This is a genomic window from Flavobacterium hercynium (assembly GCF_002217285.1).
GTDB lineage: Bacteria > Bacteroidota > Bacteroidia > Flavobacteriales > Flavobacteriaceae > Flavobacterium > Flavobacterium hercynium.
Genome location: NZ_MUGW01000025.1, coordinates 80,698 through 97,932 on the forward strand (window position 1 = coordinate 80,698; position 17,235 = coordinate 97,932).

Consider the following 17,235-nt stretch of genomic DNA (forward strand, 5'->3'; position numbering starts at 1 on the left):
GATTTTTTTATAAACTATTATCTTTTGTAAATTGAATTACTTCACTTAATTTTCCAAATGCCATTGCAACAACAGTATCTGCTGCACCGTAATAAACGGCTAATTTATCTTCTTTCTCATCATGCAAAGCTGCACATGGAAAAACAACATTTCCTACATCACCTACCTGCTCATAAATTTCTGCTGGTCCTAATAAATAAGGTTGTGTTCTGTATTTTACTTTATCCGGTGAATCTGTATCTAAAATAGCTGCTCCCATTGCGTAACGGAATCCGTTGCAGGTATTGATAACACCGTGGTATAACATTAACCAGCCATCTTTTGTCAAAATTGGAATTGGTCCTGCTCCTACTTTAGTACATTGCCAAGCACTTTGCTCAAACGGACTTGGTTTCATTACTAAACGGTGCTCTCCCCAATATTTCATATCCGGGCTGTAACTAATCCATATATCACCAAAAGGCGTGTGTCCGTTATCACTTGGACGGCTTAACATAGCGTATTTACCGTTTATTTTTTGTGGAAACAAAACACCATTTCTGTTGAAAGGAAGGAATGCATTCTCACATTGAAAAAATTCTTTAAAATCAAATGTATACCCAATTCCGATTGTTGGTCCGTTGTAACCGTTACACCATGTAATCCAGTAACGATCTTCGATGAAAACCACACGAGGATCATACTTGTAAGCCGATTCGATCATCTCTGTATTACCAGATTGCATTACAATTGGTTCATGATTGATATCCCAATCGATCCCATTTTTACTGAAACCAGCAAAAATATTCATCTGAACTGCTTTGTTATCACATCTGAAAACACCTGCATATCCATCTTCAAAAGGAACAACAGCGCTGTTGAAAATACTGTTTGATGACGGTATAGCATAACGATCAATTATTGGATTATTAGAATATCTCCACATTACGTCGTTACTGTTTTCGGGTCTGTCTTGCCAAGGAATTGTACTCATTATTTTTTATGTTTAATCGTTTATTGTTTGTTGTTGAACCGGTTAACTGTTGAATCGGTTAATCGTTTATTGTTTGTCGTTAAATCTTTTAATCGTTTTTTTTGAATTGCTTTTGGTTTAATAATCAAATCTTTCAATCTTTCAATCTTTCAATCTTTCAATCTAATAATCCAAAAATCTAAAGATCTAACTATCTAATAATCTAAAGATCTAAAAAAAACTAATCCTCAATCCTTCTCACCTTATCCAGCCACGTGAATTTAAGAATTGTTGTTGTCACTAAAAACACTATTAATGCTGTGATTGCTTTTGGATAATCTCTGATGATGAAAAATATTGGCAGCAAAATCATACTTGATTGCCATATAATTCCGATTACGCAATTTAGCATATCTTTATAAAAATCGTTGTTTTTTTCGAACGCTTGGTCTTCGGCTTTTAATGTTTTGTAAACCGGATTCCACCAGCCCCAAGGTCTTACGTTGGTGTAAAATGATCGTAGTACTTCCATATCAGTTGGTTTACTTAGGAATGTTCCTAACAAACAACCCAAAATAGAGAAACCAAATATTACCGGAAACAAATAGATTGCCTGCACTTCTGATAAATCATATAAGAATGATCCCGGCGTAAAATTCCCTTTGTTTTGTCCTAAAATAAATTGCAAAGAAGCTACAATTAATCCGGCAAACATTCCCCAGAAATAACCCCATCCGTTAAATCTCCACCAAATCCATTTTAAAAAGTTGGCTGCTACATAACCTCCGTATAAGGCACTTGTAATCCATAAAGTTAGGGAATTGATCGAATCTGCGAAGAATCCCATGAAAACTCCTAAACCAACTACAAGGAAAGATGAAATCTGACTTACCTTAATATAATGCTCGTTTGTCGCTACGGGTTTGAAGTATTTTTTATAAATATCATTAACTATATAAGCTGGTCCTGCATTTACAAAGGCAGAGAATCCAGACATAAATGCCGCTAACAAACCGGCTAATAAAATTCCTTTTATTCCAACAGGAATGTACAGGTTCACTACTTTTGGCATTAACAATTCTAAGTCTGCTCCGGTTAAAGCTGCATTAGCATTTAGTTCCGGTGCCAGATTTACCAATGCGATAACCACAATTCCTGTGATTAGTAAGTATCTTGGGATAAACAAAATCAAATTGGTAAAACCACTCATGTAGGCAGCTTCTTTTACCGATTTTGTAGAAAGAACTCTTTGTAAGTCATAGCTTGGTGTTGGTCCTGCAACGCTGGCAAAAAAACCTTTGAACAAAGTCATTCCGATAAAAGCACCAAACATTTTATAACCTTCTGAGTCTATCAGCCTGTTGAAATTTTGAAACTTGTCGCTCCACTGCGTTTCGAACTGCCAGCTAAAGAAAACGTTCTTCCATTCTTCTGTAATAACTGAATTGATCTGAAGATCAGTATAATTGATAAAAGCATAACCAGCAATTAGTACACCTGCAATAATCATAATTAAGTATTGCACCACTTCTGTCGCTACTACAGAAAACATTCCGCCTTTAACGGTATAAATTGTCGTTAAAAATATGATGATCAAAGCATAAGAACGCTCAGATGTTAGTACAATTAAATCTCCGTAGTGAAGTGTTAAATCCCAAGGAAGAATAATCGTTACAAATTTTCCAATTCCTTCAAAAAAGTAAGCGATAAAACCAATCGTAGAAATAATGGCAAAGATGGCTACAATAATATGTGATGCTTTTCCTGCTCTGTCACTTCCAAAACGCGTTAAAATCCATTCTGAACCTGTCATTACTTTTGATCGCCTGATCCAGACCGCCAAGAACATCATAACAAAAATCTGATTCCAAATAGGCCAAAGCCACATGAACATAAAGCTTTTAACACCATATAAAAACAGTACCCCAATCATCCAGGAAGTTCCTGAAACATCAAACATTCCTGATCCGTTACTCAATCCTAAAAAATACCATTTGATTGTTTTTCCACCTAGAAAATAATCATCCAGTCCTTTTGATGCTTTTCTGGAAATCCAGATTCCTATTCCTACTGAGAGGAGAATATAGGCTACGATTATCGATACGTCAATTATATCCATTAAATTATATTTATTTGTTAGTTAGTTACTTTTTTTTGTTAGTTGTTGGTTTACGGTTTGTAGTTTATAATTCTTTATGAACACTATAAACCGAATACTGTAAACTTGCTTACTTCTTTACACCCCAGTTTTTATTTGGTGTTGCACCCATTACAAAATGTAATGTTCCACCCTGCATAATTTGCTGATGCGTGATTACTGTTTCATTAAAAGGAACATCGTTTAATGTTGCTGATTGTATGTAAAAGTTTTTGTCTGAAACATTTTCTGCTTCAATTACAAACGCTTTTCCTTTTTCAAGATTGATGGTTGATTTTTCAAAAATCGGACTTCCAATTTCATATTCTCCAGATGCCGGATTCATAGGATACAATCCCATTGAACTAAAGACATACCAAGCCGACATTTGACCGCAATCTTCGTTTCCGCTTAATCCGTTTGGCGTGGTGTTGTATTGTGTATCTAAGATATGACGTACCCAATATTGTGTTCTCCAAGGTTGTGCCGCATGATTAAACATGTAAGCAATATGGTGACTTGGTTCGTTACCGTGAGCGTACTGACCAATTAATCCTGAAATATCTGCTGAAACGTTATTTCCTGTAATTTCGGAGCTTTCTGTAAACAGCTGTTCTAAACGTTTTGTAAAGACTTCGTTGCTTCCGTGTAGTTTAATAAAATTATCTACATTATGAGGAACAAACCAGCTATGTTGCCAGGCATTTCCTTCTGTATAATCGGTATGTTCTCTGTGATTAGAATGCTTAGGATCAAAAGGTTCATTCCATGATTTTTTATCATCTGATTTTCCTCTCATAAATCCGCTTGCAGAATCAAATAAATACTCATACGCTTTAGAACGTTTTGAGAAAAACTCGTAATCTTCATTTTTACCTAATGCTTTTGCCATTTGTGCTACACACCAATCATCATAAGCATATTCTAAAGTAATGGTTACGGATTCGTCAAGTAAGTTATACGGAATGTAACCGTATTGTTTGTAGAAATTTAATCCGCGTTCGTCCTGCATCATGGTTGCCTTCATCGCTTCAAACGCTTTTTGAGCATCAAAACCTTTGATACCTTTTTGATACGCATCTAAAATTACAGGAATCGAATGATACCCTGTCATTGTATTGGTTTCATTGGCGTAAAGTGTCCAAACCGGTAATATTTTCTTAGTATCGTAATACGCCAGCATTGAATTTACCAGATCTGAAACTTTATCTGGTGCTACGATCGTCAGCAAAGGATTCTCTGCTCTAAAAGTATCCCATAAGGATAAGGTAGAATACGCTGTGTAGTTTTTTGCTTTTACAATGTCATTGTTCTCTTTTCTAAACTCTCCATTTTTATCGCTGTATGTTACAGGCGCTAATTGCGCATGATACATTGCCGTATAGAATATTGTTTTTAAAGAATCAATAGGAGTTTCTACCGTAATTTTGCTTAATGCTTTATTCCAGATAGTACCGGCTTTGCTCTTTTCTTTTTCAAAACTAAAATTACCTGATTCTAAATTCCCTTTAGCATTAGCAACACTTACAGATGATAACGCTACTTTTACCAGAAGTTCATCATCATTATTGGCATCAAAAAACAATTGGGCTGCAGTAGTATCTCCATTTGCTGTGCTGCCAGTGATTACTTTTTTATCTGCCAATAAAATAGTTTCTGCAATAGGTTTTGAAAACTTAGCTACAAAAAATACTTTTTGATTTTTTGCCCATCCTGTACTGTAGCGGTAACCGCTAATAGTATAAGGATCTTCTACTTTTAATTCTGTTTTTAAAGCTTTATCCCAATTGATAGCAAAACCAAGATCGATCACAACAGATTGCTGATCGTTTTTAGAAAATGTATATTTATGAAAAGCTGTACGTAAGGAAGAGGTTAACTCTACATTGATCTTAGGATCCTCAAGATAAACTTGGTAATAACCCGGTGTTGTTTTTTCGTTAGCATGACTGTAAGTTGATTTATAAGGTAATTGATCTCGTGAGGTTGTTGGTGTTGTTAAATCAAGTTTTTTATTGGTTGGCATGAACAAAATGTCAGCCAGATCACCAATTCCTGTTCCGCTAAGGTGTAAATGACTGAAACCGGCAACGATATTGTCTGAATAATGGTAACCTGAACACCAATCCCAGTTCGAAATACCATTGTCAGGACTTACCTGAAGCATTCCAAAAGGAACTGTTGCTCCCGGATATGTATGTCCGTGACCACCTGTCCCAATAAAAGGATTTACATGATCGATAAAAAGTACGTCTTGTTTGTTATTTTTGTTTACATTTATTTTGCAACTGGTAACTAAAATTCCAAATAAAACTAGCAGTGTAAAATTCCTCATATAAATTAATCTTAATTTAATTTTAAATTTAAACAAAAGTGTTTTTTATTAAAACTAATTTAGACGGACAACACATAAACTTAGATAAACATCAAAAAAAGTCATAAAACTTAAAACATATCATGATTTTAAATTCAAGCAAATTTTATCGTATTCAACTACAATATCACATTATATTCTGGTTAACCTATTTTATCTTCAATACTTTTAGATGGGGAAGCTACTTTAATGATTACGTTTATTCGTTAAAAACAAACTTATTGGGTTTCCCTATTCACATGGCATTGTGTTATTTGAATATTTTGATTCTAATGCCTAATTTGATTTATCGTAAAAAATACGTCCAATATGTGGTTTCTATTTTATGCGCCATTTTTATTATGGTAGTTGTAAAATTTAATATTACTTATTTTTTCATCACAGAAGATGTTTGGCCGGAAGGACCTGAAATTATCAATAAGTTAACACTCAATTATACTATTGACATGATGATGGGCGAACTTTACGTAATGACGTTTGCTACCGCAATCAAGATTACGTTTGATTTCCTGAAAGAACAAAAGAGAGTTACGGATCTGGAAAAATCACAATTAGAAACGGAATTACTATTTCTTAAATCTCAAATATCTCCTCATTTCTTTTTTAATACACTTAATAATATCTATTCTTTATCGGTTGAAAAATCGAATAAAACCCCGAAAATTGTTTTGAAACTTTCTGAGTTAATGCGCTACATGTTGTACGACACAAAAAACACGAAACAAAGCTTAGAAAATGAAATACTTTGCATTCAAAATTATCTAGATTTAGAGCGCATTCGAAATGATGATAGACTGGAAATAAACATGTCAATTTCAGGTGATATTCACGACAAGGAAATTAGCCCCATTATATTGCTTACCTTTATTGAAAATGCCTTTAAACATGGCGTAAATAAAAACACGGGAAAGGTTACAATAGATATTAATTTTAAAGTGAAAGAAAACTACTTATATTTTACAATATCTAATCCGATGCCAGAAATTACGGAACATACGGACAATTTTAACAGGTCTAGTGGCATTGGCATAGAGAACGTTAAAAAAAGACTTGAATTAGGTTATAATAAAAGTGACTATAAGCTTTCATTTAAGAATAAAAAGAATATTTTTGTCGTAAAGCTAGTAATTAAAGTCGCTTGATACTATTTTCTTTCTTTTTTTAGAATTTTATTATTGCTAGTGAATTTTTTACCGATTAATACTGAATAGAATGAAAATAAAATGTTTGATTATCGATGATGAGCCATTAGCAATCAATGTTATTAAAAGCTACCTGGAAGTGGTTGAAAATTTTGAATTAGTCAACACTTTCAGTAATCCTATTGAAGGTTTAAATTTTTTAAAAAACAATAAGGTTGATGTAGTTTTTCTGGACATTAATATGCCAGTTCTGGACGGAATTAATTTCATTAAAAGTTTAGAGAATCCACCTCTTCTTGTAATTACAAGCGCTTACAGCCAGTTTGCTATTGAAACCTACGAATTGGATGTTTTAGATTATCTGGTAAAACCAATTGAGTTTCCAAGATTAATGAAAACCCTAAATAAGGTAAGCAAAAGACTGGAAAACAAAAGCAATCTTCCGCAGGAAAGCAATCCCGAAAGTCCTTTTATCTTTGTTAAGATTGATAAAAAGAGAATGAAGAAAATCTTTTTTAATGAAATATTGGTAATCGAAAGTTTAAAAGATTATTTAAAAATAAACACACTAACCGGTAAATATATTATTCACAGCACCTTATCTGATTTTACCGATTTATTACCTGAAAGAAATTTTTTAAGAATACACAGATCCTATACAATTGCCATCGATAAAATTGACGCCGTTGAAGGAAACAGTATTGAAATTGAAGGTCTTAGATATGTAATTGGACGATCTTATATCGACCATGTAAAACAACGAATTCTAAATTCTTCGCTTTAAAGAGTTTTTCAAAGTTTTTGTTTTTTGAAACGATTAATCGCAATTTTGTTTTTTCAACGAAGCACACCACAAACTTGTCTTTTCGACGGAGGAGAAATCTTCGTTAGAAACTCGACAAAGATTGACAATACTTTACGGAGCTACTTGTGAAGATTTCTCCTCCGTCGAAAAGACAAAAATGAGCGTAGAGAATAAGAGCATAAAATAAGTAAGCTTTAAACAAAAAAAATGCAACCTAAAAGGTTGCATTTTCAAACATACAGGTAACTAACCAAAATAAATTATTAACATAAAAATAATCTATTGTACTTATTTAAAACTTAACTAAACTAAACTCAATATTTAAAAATGATATCGTTTAAATGCCTCGATAGCGGAGTAATCTGCTAATCCTAAAGCATGGTATTTTTCTGCTGTTAATCTGTTTCTATCTTCTACTCTAACCCAGAATTCTCTGCTGTCATCTCCCTGAAACATAACTCCATCTTTTTGAGACTGATGATAAAAAATAGCATGACGTTTTTTAAGGACCTGATCAGGACTCATTGGTACCGCCATTTCAATTTGGTAGGATTCCCATTCGTGCCAAGCTCCTCTGTAAAGCCAAACCCAGCAATCATCCATATAACTTTCTTTCTTTAATCTTTTTAAAGCCTCAAACAAACTATCCAGACAAACTTTGTGCGTTCCGTGTGGATCTGCTAAGTCTCCTGCAGCATAAATCTGATGCGGTTTTATTCTTTCGATAATATCACACATAATCTGTATATCAGCTTCTCCCAGATTATTTTTCTTAACTGTACCTGTTTCATAAAATGGTAAATCTAAAAAGTTAACATTAGAATCCGCTACGCCCAAATAACGGGTTGCAGCCAAAGATTCGCTTCTTCTGATTAATCCTTTTAATTTTCTAACTTCCAGTGAATCGATATCATTTCCTTTTTTACTCTTCAAAAAATTGATGATATTCTCTGATTCACCAGAACTAGAATTCAATGCTTTTGAAATTTCAGCAAATTTTAACGCTTCTTCATTAGAAACGGCGATATTTCCTGAGGTTTGATACGCAATATGTACATCATGACCTTGCTCTACAAGTCTGTCAAAAGTTCCGCCCATCGAAATCACATCGTCATCAGGATGCGGACTAAAGATGATTATTCTTTTTCTTTCCGGAGTTGCACGTTCCGGTCTGTACGTATCATCGGCATTTGGTTTCCCTCCTGGCCATCCGGTAATCGTTTGCTGCATTTTGTTAAACATCTTAATGTTTAAGTCATACGCAGTTCCTTCCTCTGTCAAAAGGCTGGACATACCGTGATCGTTATAGTCTTTATCTGTTAATTTAAGGAACGGCTTTTTGGTCAACTCACTCAACCAAGCCACCGCTTTCAGTTTCAATTCTTCTGTCCATACAACTGATTTTACTAACCAAGGTGTTTTTACCCTTGTTAATTCTGTCGAAGCTTCTGTATCTAAAACAAATGTTGTGTTGCTGTGTTGTTGTAAATACGTTGCAGGTACTTGCGAAGAAACTGCTCCTTCTATTGTTTTTTTAATTATTTCAGCTTTGCTGATTCCCCATCCAAGAAGCACAATTCTTTTGGCATTCTTTACGGTACCAATTCCCATTGTAATGGCTTTTCTTGGTACGTTATCAATTCCTAAGAACGATGATGCTGCATCTGTACGGGTTACATGATCTAAAGTAATGCTTCTTGTTCCTGAATTTACGTGAGATCCCGGTTCGTTAAAACCAATATGTCCTGTTCTTCCAATTCCTAAAAGCTGAAAATCTAATCCGCCATAGGCTTTGATTTTCATTTCATAATCAATACAATATTGTTGTAAGTCTTCATTACTTATACTTCCATCCGGAATGTTTATATTTCCCGGAATAATATTAACATGATTAAAAAGATGCTCATGCATAAAATGATGGTAACTCTGAATGTTATTTCTATCCATCGGATAATATTCATCCAAGTTAAACGTCACTACATTTGCAAAACTCAAACCTTCCTCTTTGTGCAAGCGAACAAGTTCTTCGTAAACTTTTATAGGAGAAGATCCTGTTGCTAATCCCAAAACGCAAGGCTCATTTAATTCTTCTTTTCGTTGAATTATGTTTGCTATTTCCTGAGCAACTAATATCGAAGCTTCCTGTGAGGACTCAAAAATCACGTTGTGAATCTTTTCAAAACGCGTTTCTTCGAACTTTCCAGCTTCTTTAAAATTTATATCTTCTTTAATCATTTGATTATAATTCATTTATTAATATGTTAAAATTAGATATTTACTATTATAAAAAATTAAATATTCGACTAATAACGCAATACGTTCGGCAAAAGACATAATTGGAAACTTTAATAAAAATTGCCGTTGTTTAATTCACTTCATTTACACTAATTTCTGCGATAGAAACCGTTTGTGATTTTCCTATTCCTGCCAACGCAACGAATCTTAAGTATCTAGCTTTTAACGGTGTAAAACTTTTTATTTGCGCAATCGGATTGTGTTTGATGTTCGAGAATTCACCTTCAGATTGTTTCGTCCAGGTAACATTATCGGTACTGGTGTAGAACTCATAGTTAGAGATTAGATTCAGATTATTGCCTACTTGTTGTGGAACATAAGTGAATCCGTTTATTTTTAACGGTGCACCCATATCAATTGTAATTTCCTGAGGTAATTTGTTTGAATCACCGCCAAAACCCCAGTCGGTTTCTGGATTACCATCGATAATGCGGGTTGCCGTTTTGATGTCGCCACTGGAAACAGCAAGGATTGTCCATTTTTCTTTAGAAGCACCATATTTTGCCGTTTTTACAGCACTGCTTCTGTTTTCTTCTTTATTAATGGCAATAGCATTTATAGTAACTGCTTTTTTAAATTGGAATACTCCTTTATATAAAGTACTTTTTGCTGTCGGTTTGCTGCCATCAACTGTATAATAAATCGAATTTCCTTCCTCTGCTTTTAGCGTAACATCTCCATTTTTATCACGCTGTACTTCCGGAGCACGAACAAAAAGAGGTGCATTGTAAGCCTGAATATTCGAAATAACAATATTTGCTTTTGAGTCTGTAATCTTTATACGCAATGCCGAAGCCACAACACTTTTTATTCTCAGGATTCTTTTATACCCAATTGTTGTTTCAGTAGCAACCGTTTGCCAGTTTCCATCTACTTTAGCTTCGACTGTAAATGCTTTTACACGTTGTCCTAACGGAATGTATTCCTGAAGCAGAATACGATTTACAGCTGTTGGTTTATTAAAAGTAAATTCTATCTCAGCCGTTTTTACATCATCGGCTGTTGCCCAATAGGTATTTTTGTTTCCATCTACTACATTTTTAACAGCGTATGTATTTGAATTTCCTCTTGTATTACTGACTGAAATTTTGCTTGATCCTAAAACCTCTGTTTTAAAATCAGCTTTTATAACGGCTACTAATTCTTTTAATCTTTGTTCATCGTTTTCATGAACCAATCCTCTTCTGTCAACAGGTAAATTCAATAATAACGTTGCATTTCGACCAATCGATTCATAATAAATGTCTACCATTTCATCCAGAGAACGTACTTTATCATCTTCGACTGAATGGTAAAACCATCCCGGGCGGATAGAAACATCTGCTTCTCCCGGAACCCATCTTTCACCATCTTCATGTCCTGATACAAATTCTGAGTAATGCACTTTTCCAGCCAGTTCATCTTTCTGACGTAATAAGCTCCAATTCGTTCTTCCTGCACGACCTTCCTCATTTCCGATCCATCTGGCTTCAGAAGGTCCAACTCCCCAAACTAAAGTATTGGGAGCTGTTTTATAGATTAGTTTATAGGTTTCATCCCAATTGTAATATTCCAGCGTATTAATTTTTCGCATTTCGTTAGCACCTCCGTAATAACCGTCACCGCCATTTGCACCATCAAACCACATTTCGAAAACATCTCCGTAATTGGTTAGTAATTCTTTCAACTGATTTCTAAAATAAGTTATGTAACCCGGTTTTCCATACTCAGCATGATTTCTGTCCCAAGGCGAAAGATATAATCCCAATTTAAGGTCGTATTCTTTGCACGCAGCGGCCAATTCTTTCACCAAGTCACCTTTGCCGTTTTTCCAAGGAGAATTCTTCACAGAACGCTCTGTATAAGCTGATGGCCACAAGCAAAAACCATCGTGGTGTTTGGCGACTAAAATAATGCCTTTCATTCCGGCTTCTTTTGCAACGCGTGCCCATTGACGCACGTCTAAATTGGTCGGATTAAAGAGTTCCGGAGATTCATCACCATAACCCCATTCTTTATTGGTGAAAGTATTTAAAGAAAAATGTACAAAAGCATAGAATTCCATTTCATGCCAAGCCAATTGTTTTTGGGTTGGTAAAGGCCCAAACGGCTGTGGTGCTTTTACTAATTCCTGAGAAGAAACTGTTACTGTAAAAGAAAATAAGCTAAGTAGCAGAAAAATATTTTTCATCACGATTGTACAAGGTAAGGTTAGAAAATAATTTAGCAGTTAAATGTAACGTTATTCACTGTTTTGATTACTACTATTTCGACCAACAACGTTTTTAAAAGAGCATTGGGATAATTTCAAAACATTACGCAACAAAAAAGCGCTAAACCTGTCGATTTAGCGCCTTTTTATAATTTAAGCTAATTATTTACTACCTACCAGCCTTTTACAGCCCCGCCTTTAAACTCGCGAGCGGCTGCCTGCTCTACTTCTGCAGATTGGAAAGCTTGTAAAAACTGTTTTACTTTTTCTTCGTTTTTATTGTCTTCACGGCTCACGACAAGATTTACATAAGGAGAATCTTTGTCTTCCACAAACAAAGCATCGCGAGAAGGAACTAATCCTGACTGCGAAGCAAACGTATTGTTGATGATAGCAATAGTTACATTTTCATCGTCTAAAGCACGTGGTAATTGCGGTGCTTCTAATTCTAATATTTTAAGATTCTTTTTGTTCTCTGTGATATCTGTTACTTTTGGTAATAAGCCAACGTTATCACGAAGTTTTAGCAATCCATTTTTTTCTAAAAGCAAAAGTGATCTTCCTCCGTTTGTTGGATCATTTGGTATAATAATCGTACTTCCGTCTTTTAATTCTGCTAAAGTTTTGATTTTTTTTGAATATCCTGCGATTGGATAAATAAACGTTTTACCAATAATGGCTAATTTGTATCCGCGTTGTTTAGATTGCTCGTCAAGATAAGGTTTGTGCTGAAAAGCATTGGCATCGATGTCTCCTTGGCTTAAAGCTTCATTTGGAATCACATAATCGTTAAAAGAAACCAATTCTACTTCTAGTCCGTATTTTTCTTTTGCTACTTTTTTAGCCGCTTCAGCCACAGCATGTTCTGGTCCTGTCGCTACTCCAACTTTTATAAAATGAGGATCATTGTTTTTACTTTTTCCGCAATTAACCAGCGAAAGTGACAAAGCCAAAACTCCGGCTACTGTCAAAAATTTTATTTTAGTATTCATTCTCTTTATGTTTTATTATGTATTAATTATTATCTGTGATCAAATCGTTTTGATAAAGTATCGCCTGCAAACTGAATCAGGAATACTAAAAGAACAAGCAATGCCAATACAGCATTCATCGTTACGGCATCATAACCAATATAACCATACTGATACCCAACCTGACCTAATCCTCCGGCACCTACAGCACCACCCATAGCAGAATATCCAACAAGTGTAATCAAAGTAATCGAAGCTGCATTGATAATCGAAGGCAAAGCTTCCGGAAGTAACACTTTATATACGATTTGAAATGGTGTTGCTCCTAATGCTCTCGCTGCTTCTATAAGTCCTGAAGGCAAACCTAAAAGGCTGTTTTCTACTAATCTGGCAATAAAAGGCGCTGCACCAATACTTAACGGCACTAAAGCTGCACTAACACCAATTGAAGTTCCAACTAGTGCACGTGTAAACGGAATCATCCATACAATTAAGATAATGAATGGAATAGAGCGGAATATATTAACCAAAACCGATAAAGATCGGTTTAAAAGTCTTTGTTCTAATATTTGATTTTTTCGGGTAAGAAAAAGTAAAATACCTGTTGGAAGTCCTAACGCAAAACCAAAAAAGCCGGACACAAATGTCATCACTATGGTTTCCCAGGTACCTTTTAAAAGTAATTCAATAATGGATTCAGACATAACCTATGATTTCTGTTTTAATATGTTTTGAAATAAAATACTGGATTGCTGCTTCGTAATTTTCGCGCTTGCCTGATAACTCAATTAGCATAACACCAAAATTAACATCGCCCGCCTGATCCATTTGCGCACTAATGATTTTGAAATCGGTTTCGAATATTCTCGAAACTTCTGAGATTACAGGCTCATTTACTGATTTTCCTGTCATTTCCAATCGCAATAGCGGATTCAAACCTTCTGCATCTTCTTTTTGCAATTTCTCCTGATAAACCGAAGGAATGTCAAGATGCAATGCCGAAGAAATAAATTCTTTTGTCAGTTCGTGTTTTGGGTCTGCAAAAATTTCTCCAACACTTCCCTGCTCTATCAATTTTCCATGACTGATTACCGCTACTTCATCACAAATCGATTTTACCACTTCCATTTGGTGTGTAATCAATAAAATCGTGATGTTCAAACGACGGTTAATGTCTTTCAATAAGTTCAATATCGAACGGGTGGTAGCCGGATCTAGCGCACTTGTAGCTTCGTCACACAACAATACTTTTGGATTATTGGCTAAGGTTCTCGCTATTGCAACTCTTTGTTTCTGACCTCCTGAAAGGCTTGCCGGATAATCATTTGCTTTTTCTCCCAAACCAACCAATTGTAATAACTCCTGAACACGCGTTTGTATTTCTCCTTTTGAAACGCCTGCTAATTCCAGAGGAAAAGCAACATTATCAAAAACAGTACGCGATGAAAGTAAATTGAAATGCTGAAAAATCATTCCGATTTGTCTTCTTTCAATTGCAAGTTGCGCGTTAGACAATTGCATTAACGATTTTCCGTCTACAATAATTTCTCCGGAAGTGGGTCTTTCCAGTAAATTGACACAACGTATCAAAGTACTTTTTCCTGCTCCGGAAGTTCCTATTACACCAAAGATTTTTCCTGGCGGAACTCTAAGAGAAACATCAGATAAAGCCGAAACGATTCGGTTCTTCTGATGAAAGTTCTTAGTAACATTTTTTATTTCAATCATTTCTTTAATTCTATTTAAATCTGATCGTCTACCAGATATAATTTTTATGCTATTGAAAATTGTTAAACAATTAAAATCAAAAAGCCTTTCAACTGACTATGAAAGGCTTTAGAGAAAAATAATTGTATTTTTTATATATAAGCCAGTTCAAACCATTGCATAGCAGTCATACAGCACATTGCCATGTTGCTGCTGCAATAATTTGTATTCTGGAATTTTTTCTTCATTGATGCGGCAAATTTAAAGAGTTATTTTCAATTTAAATACAAAAAACTAATCTTTTTTAACCCTATCGAAATAATAGACTAATTAAATCAATATAGTTTAATATTTATCAACATCGAATTAAAAACCATAACTACAAATATATCTTCATCAACGGATTAAAATCCGTTGCTACAATATAGATCGTTCCTACGGAACTTTTAAATACACAAATCCTCAATCTCATAAAAAAAGCGCCTCAAAATTGAGGCGCTTTCTTCGTCATGTTTTTTTATTGTCGACGATCGTCGTTTGAGTGTTGTTGCTCTTTTTTAGAATGTCCTTCTGTTTTTTTACGCTTATCCCCTTTTTTATCGTTATCGCTTCTTTTAGGATTATCTCCTTTTTTAGAATTATCTTTATTAGGTTGCTGCTTATTTCCAGATTTACCATTCTTTACAGGCTTAGATCCTCTATTTTTCTGAGGTTCTCCTTTGTACCCTTTTGGATAAGATGCTCTGTGTTTCGTATGATAATTATAAGGATCATCACCTTTATAATCATTTACTACTACTTTATAGCCATCATACAAATCATATTTTTTATGTTGTGCCGGCAAGTTTTTGGCGCGTGTCCATTTACCTCCATTATCGTATATAAACTGACTTTGGTTTACATCGTAATACACATCGATATCAGGTAAATAATAGTATCTGCTATCATCGTGTCCTTCTGGCCCCCAACTTGGCGGCGTACCAATATTTACATTTATTGAAACTTGTGCATGTGACAGTACGCTCATTAAAAGCATCACTGCTAATCCTAGTTTTTTCATCGTTTTTGATCTTTAGTATTAAATTAGATTTGTTGAATCTAATGTAATCCGAATAATCTGAGTTCAAATTATTATTATACCGAACGACCAAACTTATCGACAAACAGTCAATTTTAGCCGACTTAATTTTTTCAGACTAGCAATTTAAGAACGTAATATCAAAGCCTTTTTTAGCTGCTGAAAATTATATTATTTCCAGCCTCCACCAAGCGCACGATACAAATTGACCATTGCCTGCAACTTCTGTAAATTATCATTTACACCACTTAATTGTGCTGATAAAAGATTTTGCTCAGAAGTCAATACATCTGTATAATTGGTTGCTGAACTATACTCTAAAAGCTGTTGTGTAAAATCAACTGATTTTTCAAGTGACTCAATTTGTTTTGCTCTTGAATCTTCTTTTTCAACTGCCATTTGATACGAATACAAAGCGTTTGATACTTCTTGTCCTGCCACTAATAAACTTTGCTGAAAACTATTGTAAGCCTGTACTTGTTTCGATTGTGCTGTTGTTAATCTGGCTTTGTTTACACCCTGATTAAAAAGCGGCTGTGTTAAACCTCCGATAAGCGAATAGAAAATCGAATTGGTAAAAAAGTCTTGTATTTTTAAATTAGAAAATCCGCCACTTGCTGTCAACGTTAAACTTGGATAAAAATAAGTACGAGCCAGATTTGTACTTTCAAATGCTACTCTGAAATTAAATTCTGCCTGACGAACATCCGGACGATTTTGAAGCAACTGAGCAGGTACACCTACCGCAGTGCTGGATAGCGCTTGTTGGTCTTCTAATTTCCCTCTGTCGATTTCACCCGGACCTTGTCCCATTAAAATATTTAAAGCATTTTCGGTTTCACGAATACTTTGTTTTAAATCCGGAATCAAAACTTCCGCTGCATATTTATTCGCTTCACTCTGTACCACCGCTGCTCCGGTAACAATTGCACCTTCTTTAAGCGATTTGATCGTTTCTACATTTTTAATACGGCTTTCTAATGTTTCTTTGGTAATTTCCAATTGTTTATCAAAAGAAAGTAACAAGAAATAATTGGTAGCAATATCCGAAATCAATTGTGTCTGAACGGCTTGTTTTGCCGCATCTGTTGCCAGATAAGAAGCAAATGCAGAACGTTTAGAACTGCTTAATTTACCCCAAATATCCGCTTCCCATGACGAACTTAATCCTAATTTATAAGTCGTTGTCAGGGTATTAATGTTGATTCCCGGAGGAAAGTTAAGTCCAGCCTGAGATTGTTTATTGTGGGCTACACTTGCATCTAAGTTTAATGTTGGATAATATCCTAATTTACTCTGACGTAATGTTGCACGTGCCTGTACGATATTTTCAATGGCATTTTTCAGATTAAGATTCTGATCAAGTCCTTTTTGAATCAAGGCAATTAGTTTCGCATCTTTAAAAACACTCTGCCAAGGCATATCTGCGATTGTAGTGGAATCCGCAGCAGCTTCATCACGAAACAATTTCTCTGTAGAAAGTGTTGCGGGGCGTTCGTATTTTTTGGTAACGCAGGCACTTAGAAGTGTTGCTGCGATTACCATTAAAATATATTTAGTTGAACTATGAGTCATCTTTTTTC

The 17,235-nt window shown here is 34.8% G+C and carries 12 protein-coding genes; 2 read left to right on the top strand and 10 right to left on the bottom strand.

Features of this window, described 5'->3' with window-relative positions; genetic code table 11:
- Positions 1-7: 7 nt before the first annotated feature.
- The 3 genes from B0A66_RS12625 to B0A66_RS12635 form a co-directional block, all read right to left on the bottom strand.
- On the bottom strand, positions 8-973 hold the full coding sequence (locus B0A66_RS12625; protein WP_089050201.1) for a glycoside hydrolase family 130 protein: 966 nt from the start codon (positions 971-973) through the stop codon (positions 8-10).
- Positions 974-1,193: 220 nt separating this feature from the next.
- Positions 1,194-3,071 (bottom strand): sodium:solute symporter family protein, encoded by a 1,878-nt coding sequence (locus B0A66_RS12630; protein WP_089050202.1) that lies wholly within the window; start codon positions 3,069-3,071, stop codon positions 1,194-1,196.
- A gap of 109 nt (positions 3,072-3,180) precedes the next feature.
- Positions 3,181-5,424, bottom strand: a complete 2,244-nt coding sequence (locus tag B0A66_RS12635) for a GH92 family glycosyl hydrolase (protein WP_089050203.1) — start codon at positions 5,422-5,424, stop codon at positions 3,181-3,183.
- A gap of 122 nt (positions 5,425-5,546) precedes the next feature.
- Between B0A66_RS12635 and B0A66_RS12640 the strand changes: the two genes are divergently transcribed.
- Positions 5,547-6,605, top strand: coding sequence for a sensor histidine kinase (locus B0A66_RS12640; protein ID WP_089050204.1), 1,059 nt, complete (start codon positions 5,547-5,549; stop codon positions 6,603-6,605).
- A gap of 70 nt (positions 6,606-6,675) precedes the next feature.
- On the top strand, positions 6,676-7,389 hold the full coding sequence (locus B0A66_RS12645) for a LytR/AlgR family response regulator transcription factor (protein WP_089050205.1): 714 nt from the start codon (positions 6,676-6,678) through the stop codon (positions 7,387-7,389).
- Between the two features lie 342 nt (positions 7,390-7,731).
- Here B0A66_RS12645 and nagB read toward each other — a convergent pair whose 3' ends face one another.
- The 7 genes from nagB to B0A66_RS12680 form a co-directional block, all read right to left on the bottom strand.
- Entirely contained in the window at positions 7,732-9,645 is a 1,914-nt protein-coding gene (gene nagB, locus B0A66_RS12650) for a glucosamine-6-phosphate deaminase (protein ID WP_089050289.1), read from the bottom strand.
- Positions 9,646-9,775: 130 nt separating this feature from the next.
- Entirely contained in the window at positions 9,776-11,875 is a 2,100-nt protein-coding gene (locus tag B0A66_RS12655) for an alpha-L-fucosidase (protein ID WP_089050206.1), read from the bottom strand.
- Positions 11,876-12,069: 194 nt separating this feature from the next.
- Entirely contained in the window at positions 12,070-12,888 is an 819-nt protein-coding gene (gene metQ, locus B0A66_RS12660; protein WP_089050207.1) for a methionine ABC transporter substrate-binding lipoprotein MetQ, read from the bottom strand.
- Between the two features lie 29 nt (positions 12,889-12,917).
- A complete protein-coding gene (gene metI / locus B0A66_RS12665; RefSeq protein WP_089050208.1) occupies positions 12,918-13,571 on the bottom strand; it encodes a methionine ABC transporter permease MetI in 654 nt (217 codons plus the stop codon).
- Positions 13,564-14,595 carry a methionine ABC transporter ATP-binding protein MetN gene (gene metN, locus B0A66_RS12670; RefSeq protein ID WP_089050209.1) on the bottom strand — a complete coding sequence of 344 codons (1,032 nt, stop codon included), beginning with the start codon at positions 14,593-14,595 and terminating at the stop codon, positions 13,564-13,566. Before metN ends, metI begins: the two co-directional genes overlap by 8 nt.
- 496 nt (positions 14,596-15,091) lie before the next feature.
- Positions 15,092-15,634: a hypothetical protein gene (locus B0A66_RS12675; protein ID WP_089050210.1), complete on the bottom strand. Its 543-nt coding sequence runs from the start codon at positions 15,632-15,634 to the stop codon at positions 15,092-15,094.
- Between the two features lie 189 nt (positions 15,635-15,823).
- Positions 15,824-17,227, bottom strand: coding sequence for an efflux transporter outer membrane subunit (locus tag B0A66_RS12680; RefSeq protein ID WP_089050211.1), 1,404 nt, complete (start codon positions 17,225-17,227; stop codon positions 15,824-15,826).
- Positions 17,228-17,235 lie beyond the last annotated feature (8 nt).